We start from the raw sequence: 15,576 nt of genomic DNA on the forward strand, positions 1-15,576 counted from the left end.
TGAGGTGATTTCAATGGTAGCTAAGTCGATCGTCGACATTGACGTAAATGACGACAAATTTGTCGCGTTTATGGAAAGGTTCCGCGAGTACCAGAGCGCGCTGGATGATTTACCGGAAGCCTGGCGAGTGGCTGCTGTTGGTATTGGCGAAAGCAGCAAGCAGACCGAAAAGGCCAAAGGTGAGGCGAAAGAATTAGGCGCGGAGTTTAACGCCGTGGCCGAGGCCATTCTGATCATCAACAGTGGTATCGATCGGCTCAATACCAACCTGGAAGACTCGAAGAAAAAGCAGGACGAATTCAACAAAAGCACTCGCTCTGCGAAGGGCTTCATCAGCGATGCGACGAAAGACGCTAAATCGCTGGCAGGGCACATCAGTGAAGCGACAGCTAGTCTTCTGTCATGGGGTAGCATTGTCGGCTTGTTTACCGGCGTTCTCGGCGCAGGTAGCCTGTTTGGTATCAATACTCTGGGAGCGGGGGCAGCTCAGCAGAGATTTATGTCCCTGGGGATCGGTACGTCGGCAGGGAGACTGAGTGCCATAGAAGCCAACTACAGGAGGGCAATTGGGAATCCTGCAGGTACGCTGGGCGCTATCCGCGACTCGCAAATGGACCTGTCGAAGCGCTGGACGTTTCAGGCGATGGGGATTAACAACCCCGACCAGGACCCGGCCAAACTGCTCCCGCAGATGATCCGTAATGCGCGCGATATCTTCGTGCAGAACGGCAGCACACTGCAGGGTGCGCAGGCGCACGGCCTGACCAACTTCTTCAGTCTTGAAGACCTTAATCGCTTCAAAAATATGAGCAATGAAGAAATTGATGCGATGGAGCGAAGGGCGAAGAAGGATGCTGAAAGATTAAACATTACTGATGAGCAAAACAGAAAATGGACGGAGTTCATTAATCAGATTGAGCTAAGCGAAAGAAGCATTAACAGGGCGTTCGTAATCGGCCTTGGTCCTATGGCGCCGCAACTGAGTAAATTGTCAGATGCGTTATCCGGCGCGATCGATACGGTTCTTAAATCACCTGATCTCGGGAAGTGGATTGATGGGCTTGCTGGTGGTATTGAGAAGTTCAGTAATTATCTCGTATCCCCGGATTTCACTAACGATGTTAACCAGTTCATGACAAATATCAGGGAAATGGGCGTAACTGTCGATAACGTCATTAAGTTTCTTAAAGGTGAAACATTTAATGATTGGATGAAAAAATCAGAGGATAGCGCAAACTCCGCTGCTGAATGGGTAAAAGACAAGACCGGATTTGATCCTAGAAGTGTCAGCCCCGCGATGAAAGAGTTTTTAGCCCCGTCATGGAGCAAGATTAAATCGGCGTTTATTTATGGTGACCTAAATCCCGTCTTTTCAGCGCCTGCAGACATCTCTGATAAGTCTCGCACAATCGCCGATCGTTTCAATAATCCCGGTAATTTGCGCTCGGCTTATGGGTACGATACCCATAACACCAAAAGCGGTAAGTTTGCCGTGTTCCCTACGCTGGATGAGGGCGTGTTAGCGGCGACTAAGCAGCTTCAGATTTATGGTGCCCGCGGCATCAATACGATTGATGAAATTTCTAGGCACTGGGCTCCGTCAAAGGAGAACGACACGCAGGAATATATTCGTCATGTCGTAAGAACTTCCGGGTTTAATGAACATCAGCAGCTTAACCTTAACGACCCGAAAGTGCTGGCAAAACTTATTTCGGCGATGGCATCTAAGGAAGGTGCCGGCAACAGGGTGACAGAGAGCGCAGTTATCCAGATTTACAACAATACAGGTGGTAATGCGATCGTGGCAGCAGCTCAGCTTGGTGCCCGGTAATGGTGACATTTTGCCCGGCGATGAGTACCCCATTTTAACGTTTCAATTAAAGGCCACCAGCGGCCTTATGGAGATATCTATGTTAATGAGTAAAGCCGAGTATGCGCGTCATCGCGGAGTAAGCCGCCAGACAGTATATGACTGGGTGGAGAAAGGCGAGGTTGTGTTGTCGGGTACTAAAATTGATGTAGATGCGACGGAACGCCAGCAGCAACAGCACTCACCCCCCAAAAATGAGGCTCAAACTACAGCACCTTCTCTTTGGCCACATCGAACACGGGAGCAAACTTGGTCAGAATGCTGGAAAGAAATAAAATCGGGGGATGGTAAATACCCTGCCCCAGATAACGATGATGGCCTATTAGAAGCTGTTTCTGCCGCGGCTGATGAGTTGGGATATGATGTAGAGTTTCTCGAAGAAGGCGGTATTTTCCTTGATACACAGGATGCGGAATTTTACTTCCAACGTTATGATCTTAAGGAGAATGCCGAACAACTACTGCTGACGTTAAGGCGCGAACTTTTCTATACCGCTACCGAATGCCCTGATGAGATAGCCGATTGGAGTCCCGAAGGGATAAAGGCACTGTCTCTTTGGAGGAAGTGATAACTGTAAAGTGTCAACCGAAGCCAAAGAAACGAAACCCGACAGATTGACACTTTTATCGAAAAACCGTCAGACACGAAACCGATAGCTTTACACTTTCCTCGGTGAGTATAGTTGCAAGCACCGCCGTTACTGGGTTTATGCGATTTAAACCCCATCGCGAAAGTGTCAACCCGATGCTTAGAAATGCTAGGTATTTGAGGTAAAGTGTCAACCTGACCTCCTAATTTTTCCTAAGATTTTCTAAGGCCTCAGTCAGTCCTATCCCATATACTATGGCCAGAGGTTCAAGTCATTCAACGGGTGCTGTAAACTGCACGGCGGCAAAAAGTGGATCGTAACGTCAGCGCGACGATGGCTAGTTATTCATTGAGTTGGCGTTGAGAACAGCGGTAACCGACTCCAACAGCAGTTAATCATCCAGTTTACCTGTTGCAAGGCAATGTTCAGCCTCGCCTCTGCTTTTTGCATTATTCTGGCAAAATTTAGTCACTTCAGGTGAAGCCTCTGGAGCTTCTCGCAAATACCCATAGATCGTGACCAGGCCACTATTTTCGCAAGCCTCTGCATATGCATAGGTGGCTTTCTCCTCAAAGGTGGTTCTTTTCCCGGGATGAGCATTCCCATCTGCGTTAAACACCTTTAGTTTTTCTATTGCGTAATTGCAATCAGCTGGAGTGAGTTGTACGGCAAAGGCCTGAGAGGCAGAAAGGCACAGGAACAAAGAAATTGCGAAGCGAACATTCATGATTGAACTCTCAAAAAATGTGAGATATGTGGTAACCAGCAGGCAGAAATATATTTTCCGTTACTCACGAGTGGTTCCTTAACAAAACATAAGACATGCCGGTCGCTCATCCATGAGGACACTGCTTTAGATTTTTCGGCCTTCCAAATGACACTGATAACTTGTGCCACCATGCTCACCAATAAACCAATCTACAGCCTCTCCTGAAAGGCGGTTAATGGAAACATCGGAGACTAACCCCCAATGTTTGTCGTCCCTTGAGCCTTCTATTTTGTACTCAATTTTTTTGTCTGAGATGGTTGGGTTTACAACCCTGAGCCATGTATCGTCACGACCTTGTGGCTTACCATCAATGTCAACGATTATGGCCCCGCTTAGCCATTTGGTAGTCCGAGCATTACCAACACATGCCTTGCCTTCGTCAACACGAATGTCAAAACAAAGCTTATCTTCTTCAAGGTATGGACGAGGCCAGATTCCAGTAGCATTTTGGTCACTTTTGTCTTTGGGTTCGCACACAATGAGGGATGGTCCAGATGCTATGGCAGAAGTACAAATTAGTGTCAGAATGCTTAGGAATTTACTATTCATTATTTGATAGTCCATATCAGTGATTAATACTTAGACACTATACCATTGCATACAGGACCACAATTACAGGTATTGTCGCCGAGGAAAAATGGGGAAAACATTACTTTGCTGTGAGTGCTTTAGTGAGGTAGTCCCAGCGATTTAGAAATTCTCCATCCTGGCCTTTAGCAATTTTAAATAACGGCACGCTGTTCTGCCAGGTAGAGATGGATTTTACAATTTCACTTGGCACGATGAATACCTCTGGCGCATTCATCATGGTGATATCTTCTGACATATTACAGAAAACATAAAATAAATCAGGCGATGCTACAGGCTTATGCTTGCCTACCATCCATTGCCGCGGCTGACTCCTTGCCCAAGAGCCTTTAACCTGAATGCTAATGCTTTTTGAACCGTCGATCGTAGCAATTATATCGACAGCACTTGTGCCGCTGGTGGTTAGTGCTGCGCTGATACCCAGCCGAGAAAGCATATACGCAACGTAATATTCGCCCGCATCACCAGCATTTTTTCTGGAGCGTCTTGTTACTTCTTCCACGATCAACCCTCCGAAACAGTCTTTGATTGTAGCACCATTGATAGCTTCTGAGCATTGCTACCTTGGCGCTTCCAGGCACTGTAGATGTCCTTATCCCACGCTTTGCCTGCTTTAGTCTGATAACCGGCCTCATTGAGCCGCTCAGCGATAATGCGGCCATTGTCGAACCCTTCCCGGATAGTATCAGCAACAATCCCGATAACAGCCGCTTCATTGTACAGGGGCGGCGGGATCCCCTGTTTGCCACCCGCCAGCGCAGCCGCCGCTACTTCCATTCGCTCCACCAGCTCAAGCATGCGCAGTTGTGGGTTACTCTCTGGCTGGTTCAGCTTGCTGCGCAGGGCATCGAGCAACCACGCTGTTTTGTCGCCGCCTGATTCCGCTACAGCCTGATTAAAAGCGTCCTGCAATTCTGCAGGAATGCGAAATGCTACCAGATTGGATTTGCTCATGAGGGGCCGCCGGATCGTTGATATCAGTTTGTACAGTATACTGCTGTATAACGTTGTTATACGGATAGAGTGGTCGTATATACACTGATTGATACCGGTCATCTGATAAATTAACAGCGTCAAGGTACCACCATCAACGGCGCTCACGTCACTGGCCGAATTGAAGTGTGTACGGAGAGAAGACGAAGCTTGCAGAGCGAGTCTTACCCTCAGGTCAGTCTATTCGTGCCTCTTCACCTGGAAGGAGTTGTTTCTCTGCCATTTTTTTTATATTCATAAGAAAGACGGCACCGTCGGTGAACCGATCATACAGTTTGCTTGCTAGCGGCGAATCTATGGCTTTAAGGGACGGGTAGAGCTGCCGGCGCCAGATGCTGTAAATAAATTCATAGTGAATAGCTAGCGCATTGACGTTGTACAAATGCTTTTCACGCTCAGAAGGCGGCTTACGGGAATCAGTGTATCTTAACGTTTCCTCCTTCTCAGCTCTGCTTTCTGTTGTTTCTGGTTGTAGCTCTGATGCCAGATAGTTCATTACAAGCTCGAAGTCTTCGTGGGATGTTATATGAAGGGCTTGCATAACCTTTTTGATATTTCTTTTCTGCGTACTATCCATTTCCTTGCACTCCATGATTGGTTTATTTTTAACCGTAATAGGTAAGGCAAGTTGATATTCTGACTGTTTATAAAACACTCAGTTTTGAGGCGGTACCGTGATCTGCATCTAAGAAGGAAGCGGAATGTATCTGGCTGGCTACACAACCTGTATCGACTGAACTACCAGAATCATTAGCTGGAGGTTGGCTACTGTTTACTGTTTACTGCTTACGGCCCGTGAATGTAGGTTCAACCAGATAAATGTTGGTTCAAAATCAGGTGGTGTTGGTTCAACTTTTTGAAAAATACTAAACAAAAACAATGGTCTTTACGTTTTGAGGCAACTGAACCAACCGAACCAACACATTTTGCATGTATATAGAGAAATTTTCCGTGTGTAAATTATGATGCGGTTTTGGACGGATGAATATTAGCGGTATAGCAGAAAGCACCTAGCACCCAATATTGCGCGATAAATAGTCGATTTTCGGCCATAGAAAAACATATGGGGGTACATTTGGGGGTATGTGTGATTTCTACAACTAAAATAGTCAAATGAAATTAGTTTGTTATGTTTTTATATCGAATCCTGTAGGGCCCATTCAATATCAGCTTCTTATCCTCTTGCTGCTTTTTCGTACCGGACACCATTTTCCCTATCCTGTAACCTGGCTGTGCTATTGCGGTTGAAAAACATATTTCAAATACGTGTTAATACATTCGTTATTTTTCCTCTGCCGTCTATTTTTCTGCGCAAAAGTCATTATCCTAAAAACGATCCTCATTCATTATTTCATGTTCACATACCGTAAGTTTCATGCTTAAATCCGCGCAACATATAATGGAATATGTTTTTGCACTGCACGTTAAGTAATAACGAGAACACGGATGAAATCTCTGTATTTGGCTCTGGGACTAATGACGCTGAGTCTGACCACCCACGCCGCTTTTTTATCGCCAGCCGATCGCGACAGCATTGAGCAACAGCAGCAACAATTACTGCGTCAGAACCAGCAGCAACGTGAATCGCTGGAGCGCGCCACGCCCAGCCTTCACGCGGCGATGCCTGCGCAGGCTGAAGCCTCTGATGGTCCCTGTTTTTCTATCCATCGCATCGCGTTAGATGGCGCGACGCTTATTGATCCGCGTCAGCAGCAAAAAATAGTCCAGCCCTGGCTTGGGCAGTGCATGGATATTGCGCGTATTACTAAACTCGTAAATATTATTTCCGACTGGTATATCAGTCGGGGATATATTACCAGCCGCGCTTTTCTGACCGAGCAGGATTTACGTTCCGGGGTATTACATCTGACTATTCTTGAAGGAAAGCTCGAAAAAATCACCATGGAAGGGGCGGCTAAACGTGAGTTAACAATGGCGTTTCCAGGGCTGGAAGGCCATATTCTTAACCTGCGTGATATCGAACAGGGGATGGAGCAGATTAACCGCACGCGCGCGACGCCTGTGCAAATTGAAATCCAGCCGGGCGAAAAACCTGGCGGCTCCATCGTTAACCTGACGGCGACAGCGGAGCGCCCACTTTTGTTGTCGATGAGCGTCGACAACAGCGGCCAGAAGAGTACAGGTAGCGGACAAATCAACGCGGGTTTAACAGGCAACAATCTTTTAGGGCTGGCCGATCGCTGGTTTGTCAGCGGCGGGCGCAGCAGCGCGTTTTCGAATGCCAAAGATGCGCAAAATGTTGCCGCAGGGGTCAGCATTCCTTACGGTTATACGCTGTTTGACTACAGCTACAGCTGGAATAATTACCTGAGTACACTCGATAACCACGGCTGGATCTGGCGTTCCAGCGGTGACACCGAAACCCACCGGCTAAACTTCTCACAGGTTCTCTTTCGCAATGGCGACCTGAAAACGGGTCTCTCCGCCGGACTGAGTTATCGGACCAACCACAATTATCTCGACGATGTTTTGCTGCAAAGCAGTAGCCGTAAGTTGACGACACTGCTGTTTGGCCTCAACCACACGCAAAAAATGTTTGCCGGGATTGCCACCTTCAACCCCACGTTTTCCCGCGGAATGCCGTGGTTTGGTGCCGAAAGTGACGGTAATAAACCGGGCGATTTGCCAAAAGCGGAATTCAGAAAATGGAGTCTGAGCGCCAGCTTTCAGCGCCCGTTGCTCAACGATCTCTGGTGGCTTAGCAGCCTTTACGGCCAGTGGTCTCCGGACCGCTTATATGGCAGCGAGCGCCTGACCTTAGGCGGGGAAAGCTCAGTACGTGGTTTTAAAGAACAGTACATTTCAGGGGACAATGGCGGTTACTGGCGTAATGAACTGAACTACGCGCTTTTTACGCTCCCCGCCATTGGGCAGGTCGGCGCTCTGGCCGCACTGGATGGCGGCTGGTTGCATGCTGACCGACTCGATCCCCGGGCCGCCGGAACCTTGTGGGGCGCAGCGGTAGGGTTCACCACGACGAATCGCTGGTTATCCACCTCTTTTACCGTGGCTGGTCCGCTGGCGTATCCGGACTGGCTTGGTCCCGATCGCCTCAATATCTACTACCGCGTTGCCGTGGCATTTTAAAGGATTATCGTCATGCATCAGCCTCCCATTCGCCTGTCATCGCGTCTGCTAAGTTACCTGATTAGCCTCCTGCTGGCCGGGCAGCCGCTCCTGCCGGCCATTGGCGCAGCGATCAATCCCGAGGGCGCAACCGGTGTGGATAGTGCCGCAAATGGTGTGCCGGTCGTTAATATTGCCACCCCGAACGGCAGCGGGATCTCGCATAACCAGTTTAAGGATTACCACGTTGGCCAGGAGGGTTTAATCCTCAACAATGCGACCGGGAAGCTGAACCAGACCCAGCTCGGTGGGTTTATCCAGAACAACCCGAATCTGCAGGCCGGGAGGGAAGCGAAGGGCATCATTAACGAAGTGACCGGTGGTCACCGATCGCAGTTGAACGGGTACACCGAAGTCGCAGGCAAGGCGGCGAACGTGATGGTCGCCAACCCCTATGGCATCACCTGTAACGGCTGCGGCTTTATTAACACTCCCCAGGCAACCTTGACCACTGGCAAACCCGTGTTTGATGAGGCGGGGAATTTGCAGGCGCTGGAGGTCGCGAAGGGAACCATCTCCATTGAAGGCAAAGGCATTGACACCAGCGGCAGCGATGCGTTGTCGATTATCTCCCGAGCGACGGAAGTGAATGCGGCGGTTCATGCCAGGGACTTATCGGTGATTGCCGGGGCTAACCGGGTGGATAGCCATGGCACTGTCACCCCGATGAGCGGAGAAGGTCAGCCCCCGACGCTGGCGGTGGATACCGGGGCGCTGGGCGGTATGTACGCCAATCGTATTCGTCTGGTGTCGAGCGAAAACGGCGTGGGGGTGAACCTCGGCGACCTGAACGCGCGTCAGGGCGATATCACCCTTGAAGCGAATGGCAGGCTTGCTTTGCGTCACTCACTGGCCAGCGGCGGGATCGCCGCTCGCGGCCAGCATATTACGCTTACCGGCGATCACAAGGCCGGGGGCGCAATCACATTGCATAGTCAGAGCGATCTGGTATTGAGCAAAGGGTCCCTGACCAGCGATACCGATCTGCGGCTGACTGCGGGCGGTTCAATCACGCAAAGCAGTGAAAAACTGACCGCCGGACGGGATGTCTCATTGACGGCCAGCGCCATCCGCCAGGATAGCGACAGTCAAATCGATGCGGGTCGCCAGATCGCGCTGCGGGCTGGCGACAGCGTGACGAATGAGGGAAGAATGACGGCCACTGACGAGCTTTCGGTGACCGCGAAGACGCTGGCCCATCATGGCGCCTTGATCGCTGGCAACGCTATCTCCCTTGATGCCGCCCGCCAGACGTTGAATGGCGCGATAAACGCCACCGGCGATATCACGGTATCGGGGGAGACAATCGCCACCAGCGCGGCATCGCAAATCCAGGGAAAACACCTGCATATTGCGGCGAAACAGGTTGATTTAAAAGGGACTCAGGCGGCGAAATCCGCTCTCACCGTGCACGCCAGCGAAAAACTGACCCACAGTGGTAAAAGCAGCGCTGATACCCTGTCATTGCAAGCCCCGCAACTCAGCAATAGCGGTGTGGCCATCGCCTCCAGGCTGACCACGCAATCGCAGTCTCTCACCAACAATGGCTTGCTACAGGGCGAGGCTCAACTTTCTGTTACCAGCCAAACGTTGAATAACCAGCAGGACGGTACGCTCTATAGCGCGGCAAATCTGACGCTCGCTATCCCGGATATCCGCAATCGCGGGCTTATCACCAGCGATCACGCGCTCACCCTGGCCAGCACGACCCTGATCAATCCAGGTGCCATCATCGCCGATACGTTAACGGTTAAAACCGTCACTTTATCCGATGACGGTCTGCTTCAGGGTAATCAGGCACTCACGCTCACCGGCGATTCGCTGGCTCAGGGGGCCACAGGACGTTGGCTGACCGCAGGGGATATGTCGCTCACCGCGACGACGCTAAACGCCGCAGGAGCCATACAAGGGCAGCAACTGCGTATTAATGCGCAGGACTGGCGGCAAAGTGGTTCTCTCCTGGCGACAGGCAATCTGGATGCCACCGTCAGCGGCGCATTGCGCAATGATGGCGACATCATGAGCCAGCGAGATTTTGTCCTGCGAACCTCCTCCCTGACAAACAGCGGCAAGCTCCTTGCCGCCGGCGATATGTCGTTAACGGGTGCCCTGTTCAACAACAATGGTTCGCTGCAGGCAAACCGGATCGCACTGACGCAGGAGACGATCGACAATCAAGGGACCGTTATCGGGCTTGATGCGCTCACGCTTAGCAGCAACGGAACCGTGGATAACCGCGGCGATCTGCTAAGCCAGGGCGACCTGACACTCTCCGCTGGCGATATCGCTAACCACGGACGGGTGCAGGGGAAAACCATCGTTATTGAGGGCGCGGACCTCAGTAATAGCGGCGCGATCCAGAGCTCGGTCGATCTGGCGTTAACGCTCAGCGGCGATCTGCAGGCGATTAACGGCAGTAAAATGACTGCCCTGAGGGATGTCCATATCAGCGGCCACGCGCTCAGCAATGAGGGGCTGGTGAGCGCCAGCACTCTGACAATGGAAGGCGACTCGCTGAGCAACAGCGGAGAGATTAGCGGGGTAAGCCATCTCGACGTATTGCTGAATGGCGATCTGCAGCAGCAGGGCAAATTGCTGACCGGGGGATCGCTTGTCCTCCATGCGCAAGACCTGAACAACAGCGGTCAGTTGCAGGGGGCGAATACGCAGATTAGCGTGGCTTCGCTCAGCAACAGCGGACGCCTGCAGGGTGACAGTAATCTGACGCTGAACTTGCTAAAAGCGCTCAACAACCAGGCCAACGGGGCCATCCTCAGTCAGGGGGAGCTGACGCTGACGGCGTCTGCGCTCAGCAATCACGGCACGATCCAAAGCCATGGCGCAACCAGCCTCAACAGTACCTTATATGCCCGCAACGCCGGCAACATTGTCTCTGGCGGAGACCTGACGCTTTCCACCCCAGACTACAGCGGCAGCGGCTGGCTGCAGGCAACCCATCTCCTTCTGGACGCGGCGAAGATCGCCAACGCAGGCACGATGCTGGCGGCAAATCAGGCCACGCTGACGGGGAGCACGCTATTAAACAGCGGCACCGTTCAGGCCGCACAGTTAAGTGTCGACACCCGGACACTGGCCAACAGCGGCACCTTGTTCGGCAAGCAGAACCTGTTGCTTTACAGCGACAGCGTAAACAACGACGCGGGCAAACTCTTCAGCGGCGGCGATCTTCTGGCGAACGTCGCCTCCCTCAGCGGCGCGGGTCAGATAGTTGCCCTGGGTAATCTGACGCTGGCGCTGGTCAACAGCTGGATCGCTCAGGGAACTGTGGCCGCAAACAAACAGCTTGTCATCAGCAGCCAGAGCGATATCACCAACGCTGGCGCCTTACAGGGCAATGGCGTAACGCTGACCGCCGCCGGGCAGCTCATCAATAACGGTCAACTGGTAGCTGGCAACGGCAAGACGGCATTGACCGGGCAACAGATTGCGATGAATGGGGAAGGTTCCCTGCAGGCGGGTGGGGACGTGAGCCTGATCAGCCTTGGCCATATCACGCTTGATGGCTTTACCGGTACGGCGGGAAACCTGGTGTTAACGGCCACCGAAACGATCCTCAATACCGCCTTACTGTATGCGGGCCATAATCTCTCGCTGTTTGCCAACCGCATTCATAACCTGCACGGCGACATACTGGCGGGTAATGACCTGGTGATGCAAAAAAACGCCAGCGGTGATGCCAACACTGAAGTGATTAACACCTCTGGAACGATTGAAACCACGCAGGGTGACATGACCATCAGCACCGGGTACTTGCTCAATCAGCGTGATGGGCTGGAGGTTAAGATCTCGCAGACTAGCGGCGAGCAGGCCATTCCGGGTCTCGGAGAGGCGATAATCGATGTCGATATCAGCCAGCTGGCTGACGGGACGTACGGCCTGAGCAGCTATTTGGCGTCAAGCGAGTCAGGGGCATGTAACGGTCATGGCGCCTGCAGCTATCACAACTGGAACCAGCTCTATTATGCAATGTACGCCGAATCAGCACAGCAGAAGTTTATCGGCAGCCAGACGCGGACGGAGGTCACCAGCCGGGGCGGGGCAGCACGCCTTGCCGCGGGGAAAAATCTACATATTAGCGCCAGCACGCTGGAGAACGTTGCCAGCCATATTCTGGCAACTGGCGATATCGCGTTAACGGGAAATACGCTCAACAATCAGAGCTGGCAGGCCGGTACCGTCACTGACTGGTATATCTATCAGTACGACCCGCACCGCTATGGCTACAACATTGGCTTTGGCAAGGGCGCCGGCTATGCCGTTGCGCCGGGGGCGCCTTATCCCACGGATGACAATAACTATGAGGATGCGCAGCCCGAACGCTCTACCATTGGTTTTACCCTGGCCGGGCATGAATCCACGGCCGAACAGGGAGAAATTTACCGTTCGGTGATCCAGGCTGGCGGCAACGTCAGCGCCAGTTTCGCCAGCGACATCAGCAACACCAACAGCATCGCTAATGCGGATAAAATAAGCAACACGCTTGTCGCGCCTGACCTGAACACACCTTCAGCGCAACTCACTGACGACAGTGAGAGTATGCAGTCCCTCGCCGGGGCAGATACCACCGCCATCACCCGTCCGGACTGGAACGACACAACCGGTAGCGGCAGCCAGACCATCGGCAACGGTACGGCGCTCGTTCAGGAACCGCTGGGCGATAACTATCCACTGCCGTCCGGCATCAACGGCTATTTTGTCACGTCCGACGATCCGGACAGCCCATATCTGATCACGGTCAATCCGAAGCTCAATGGCCTGGGCCAGCTCGATCCGTCGCTGTTTGGCGATCTGTATAAGCTGGCTGGCATGAATCCAGCCAGCGCGCCACGCGAGACGGGCAGCCAGTACACCGATGGCGACTCGTTCCTTGGCTCGTCATATATGCTGGATCGCCTGGGGCTTAACCCTGACAGCGATTATCGTTTTCTGGGCGATGCGGCGTTTGATACTCGGTATGTCAGCAACGTGGTGCTGAACCAGACCGGGTCACGCTATCTTGATGGCCTCGGCTCTGATCTCGATCAGATGCGTTATCTGATGGACAACGCGGCCGACGTGCAGACCTCGCTTGGCCTGACGTTTGGCGTGGCGCTCACCGCCGCACAGGTGGCGGCGCTCAATCGCAGCATTCTGTGGTGGGAGCCCGCAACGCTTAATGGTCGGACCGTGATGGTGCCGAAAGTTTACCTGTCGCCGAAGGACGTTAGCGTCCGGAACGGTAGCGTAATCAGCGGCAATACCGTGCAACTGGCAGGGGGCAATATCAGCAACAGCGGCAGTACGTTGCTGGCGCGAGACGGCCTTGCCATTGACAGCAGTAATAGCTTCAGCAACCTTAACGCCGGACTTATCCGCGCGGATGGCCGTCTTGACCTGAGCGCGTCGGGCGATATCAATAACATTGGTTCGACGATATCGGCGAAAACGCTGCAGCTGGTAAGCACCGGCGGTAGCATCAATAACGTCACCCGCACTGAGCAGTGGCGTGTTGGCGATGACAGCCGCTGGGGCAATATCCAGTTCAGTGGTACCGATAGCGAGCAAACGGCTGCCATTACTGCCAGCGACGGCCTGTATATGGCCGCGGCGAACACGATCAACATAACCGGAGCGACGGTGAGCGCCGGCGGCGATCTGGTGATGGAAGCCGGGAGTAACATCAATATTGCCGCCAACCAGTTCACCGAGAGTCGCAGCCAGTCTGGCTTCTGGGGCCAGAAACACAGTCGTTCCTCATCCACAACGTATCAGGGCAGCAGCATTACGGCGGGCGGTAACGCGATAATGCGGGCGGGCAACGATCTGAACGTGACGGCCAGCGCCATCAATGCGGGTCACACCGCGCAGTTGGTGGCGGCCAATGACCTGAACCTGAACGCGGCGGGTAACGAACAGAGCAGCCGCACGGGCGGCAGCGAAAGCCATCAGAGCGGCGCAGAGCGTAGCACGGTGACCGCAGGCGACAAGGTAACGCTGGTGGCCGGGCGGGATGTGACCAGCCAGGCGGCGGGCATCGCAGCGGAAGGGAATGTTGGTATTCAGGCCGGACGCGATGTGAATCTGCGGGCGGAAGCCACCACCGCAGGCAGTAGCAGTCATAGCGGTAAGAAAACCGTTATCGATGAATCCGTGCGCCAGCAGGGTACCGACATTGCCAGCGGCGGCAGTACTACGATTATTGCTGGACGCGACGTCAACGCCGAAGCGGCGCAGGTGACTGCCAGCGGGAATATCGGCCTGGCGGCGGGCCGCGATGTGAACCTGACCACGGCGACGGAAAGTGATTACCACTACAAGGAAGAGACGAAGACCAAAAAGGGGTTCCTGAGTAAGAAAACCACGCATACCATCGAAGAGGAGAGCGCCACCCGTGAAGCCGGTACGCTGTTAAGCGGAGATCAGGTTCAGGTGTTGGCAGAGAATAATCTTCTGCTGCAGGGCTCGGCGGTGGTGGCTGAGGGTGATGTTCAGCTCCACGCAGGTAATAATGTCGAGATCACGGCGGCGACCAATACCGATACCGCCTGGCGATTTAAAGAAGAGAAAAAATCCGGCCTGACGGGAACCGGGGGGATCGGATTCTCTATCGGCAGCAGTAAAACCACGCACGAGCTGCGTGAAGCGGGCACCACCCAGAGCCAGAGTGCTTCCACGACGGGAAGTACGGGCGGTAGCGTGGTGATTTCTGCCGGTAAGCAGGCGCATATCGGTGGTTCAGATGTGGTTGCGGGCCGGGATATCCGCATCACCGGAGACAGCGTGGTGATTGACCCCGGGCACGACACCCGGACGGTCGACGAGAAGTTTGAGCAGAAATCCAGCGGGCTGACGGTGGCCCTGTCAGGCAGCGCAGGCGGTGCGGTGAACAATACGGTTTCCGCCGCGCAGAAGGCGAAAGAGGTCAGTGATGGCCGCCTGAGTGCGCTTCAGGGAACAAAAGCGGCGCTTTCCGGTATCCAGGCCGCCCAGGCCGTCGCGCTGGATGGGGCCAGAGGCGGCAGCGATAAGGACAATAACAATACGATTGATATCAGCGCGTCGCTGGGTTCGCAGTCCTCTTCCTCCCGGTCACATTCGGAGCAGGTGACGACCAGCGGCAGCACCCTGAATGCCGGAAATAACCTCGCTGTTACGGCAACGGGCGGCGACATCACGGTCGCGGGCGGCCAGATGAAAGCCGGTAAGGATGTCACGCTGGATGCGCTCAGGGATGTGAACCTGACAGCGTCACAGGACACACAGCAGACTACCGGCAGCAACAAAAGCAGCGGCGGCAGTATTGGCGTCGGCGTGGGGGTGGGCTCCGGCGGAGCCGGTATCAGCATCTCGGCAAACGCCAGCAGCAGCAAAGGGCATGAGAGCGGCAACGGCACCAGGCAGAATGCAACCACGGTGGATGCCGGTCATCAGGTCATCATCAGCAGCGGACGGGATACCACGCTGGCCGGCGCGCAGGTCAGCGGTCACCAGGTGACCGCTGATGTCGGCCGCGACCTGACGATAACCAGCCTGCGGGACAGCGACCATTACGACAGCACACAGAGCAGCCTCAGCGGTGGCCTGGGTTACACCTTCGGCGCCGGGTCGTGGTCGGGAAGC

9 protein-coding genes are annotated in these 15,576 nt (G+C 53.6%); 4 read left to right on the forward strand and 5 right to left on the reverse strand.

The window, feature by feature from the left end; genetic code table 11:
* Positions 1–13: 13 nt before the first annotated feature.
* Positions 14–1,831, forward strand: a complete 1,818-nt coding sequence (locus HMPREF3096_RS01090) for a hypothetical protein (protein WP_070544240.1) — start codon at positions 14–16, stop codon at positions 1,829–1,831.
* Positions 1,832–1,910: 79 nt separating this feature from the next.
* Entirely contained in the window at positions 1,911–2,438 is a 528-nt protein-coding gene (locus HMPREF3096_RS01095; protein WP_070544249.1) for a hypothetical protein, read from the forward strand.
* A gap of 412 nt (positions 2,439–2,850) precedes the next feature.
* Here the strand turns inward: HMPREF3096_RS01095 and HMPREF3096_RS30210 are convergent, their stop codons facing one another.
* The 5 genes from HMPREF3096_RS30210 to HMPREF3096_RS30735 form a co-directional block, all read right to left on the reverse strand.
* On the reverse strand, positions 2,851–3,186 hold the full coding sequence (locus HMPREF3096_RS30210) for a hypothetical protein (protein ID WP_133959673.1): 336 nt from the start codon (positions 3,184–3,186) through the stop codon (positions 2,851–2,853).
* A 126-nt stretch (positions 3,187–3,312) separates the two neighbouring features.
* Positions 3,313–3,777: a hypothetical protein gene (locus tag HMPREF3096_RS28325; protein ID WP_077270145.1), complete on the reverse strand. Its 465-nt coding sequence runs from the start codon at positions 3,775–3,777 to the stop codon at positions 3,313–3,315.
* Positions 3,778–3,877: 100 nt separating this feature from the next.
* Positions 3,878–4,318, reverse strand: coding sequence for a hypothetical protein (locus tag HMPREF3096_RS01100; protein ID WP_070544242.1), 441 nt, complete (start codon positions 4,316–4,318; stop codon positions 3,878–3,880).
* Between the two features lie 2 nt (positions 4,319–4,320).
* Positions 4,321–4,770, reverse strand: coding sequence for a hypothetical protein (locus tag HMPREF3096_RS01105; protein ID WP_070544244.1), 450 nt, complete (start codon positions 4,768–4,770; stop codon positions 4,321–4,323).
* Between the two features lie 214 nt (positions 4,771–4,984).
* On the reverse strand, positions 4,985–5,386 hold the full coding sequence (locus HMPREF3096_RS30735) for a hypothetical protein (protein WP_070544245.1): 402 nt from the start codon (positions 5,384–5,386) through the stop codon (positions 4,985–4,987).
* An 869-nt stretch (positions 5,387–6,255) separates the two neighbouring features.
* Between HMPREF3096_RS30735 and HMPREF3096_RS01115 the strand changes: the two genes are divergently transcribed.
* Positions 6,256–7,917, forward strand: coding sequence for a ShlB/FhaC/HecB family hemolysin secretion/activation protein (locus tag HMPREF3096_RS01115; protein ID WP_032729494.1), 1,662 nt, complete (start codon positions 6,256–6,258; stop codon positions 7,915–7,917).
* 12 nt (positions 7,918–7,929) lie between these two features.
* On the forward strand, positions 7,930–15,576 hold a 7,647-nt coding region (locus HMPREF3096_RS01120), incomplete at its 3' end, for a hemagglutinin repeat-containing protein (RefSeq protein ID WP_228704792.1).

The sequence above is a fragment of the Klebsiella sp. HMSC25G12 genome (assembly GCF_001807705.1).
In the GTDB taxonomy this organism is placed as follows: domain Bacteria; phylum Pseudomonadota; class Gammaproteobacteria; order Enterobacterales; family Enterobacteriaceae; genus Klebsiella; species Klebsiella variicola.

Bases quoted from the DNA above. Each gene is read 5' to 3' on its own strand.
- HMPREF3096_RS01115 (WP_032729494.1), top strand. From the start codon at position 6,256: ATGAAATCTCTGTATTTGGCTCTGGGACTAATGACGCTGAGTCTGACC.
- HMPREF3096_RS01090 (WP_070544240.1), top strand. From the start codon at position 14: ATGGTAGCTAAGTCGATCGTCGACATTGACGTAAATGACGACAAATTT.
- HMPREF3096_RS30210 (WP_133959673.1), bottom strand. From the start codon at position 3,186: ATGAATGTTCGCTTCGCAATTTCTTTGTTCCTGTGCCTTTCTGCCTCT.
- HMPREF3096_RS28325 (WP_077270145.1), bottom strand. From the start codon at position 3,777: ATGAATAGTAAATTCCTAAGCATTCTGACACTAATTTGTACTTCTGCC.
- HMPREF3096_RS01105 (WP_070544244.1), bottom strand. From the start codon at position 4,770: ATGAGCAAATCCAATCTGGTAGCATTTCGCATTCCTGCAGAATTGCAG.
- HMPREF3096_RS30735 (WP_070544245.1), bottom strand. From the start codon at position 5,386: ATGGATAGTACGCAGAAAAGAAATATCAAAAAGGTTATGCAAGCCCTT.
- HMPREF3096_RS01095 (WP_070544249.1), top strand. From the start codon at position 1,911: ATGTTAATGAGTAAAGCCGAGTATGCGCGTCATCGCGGAGTAAGCCGC.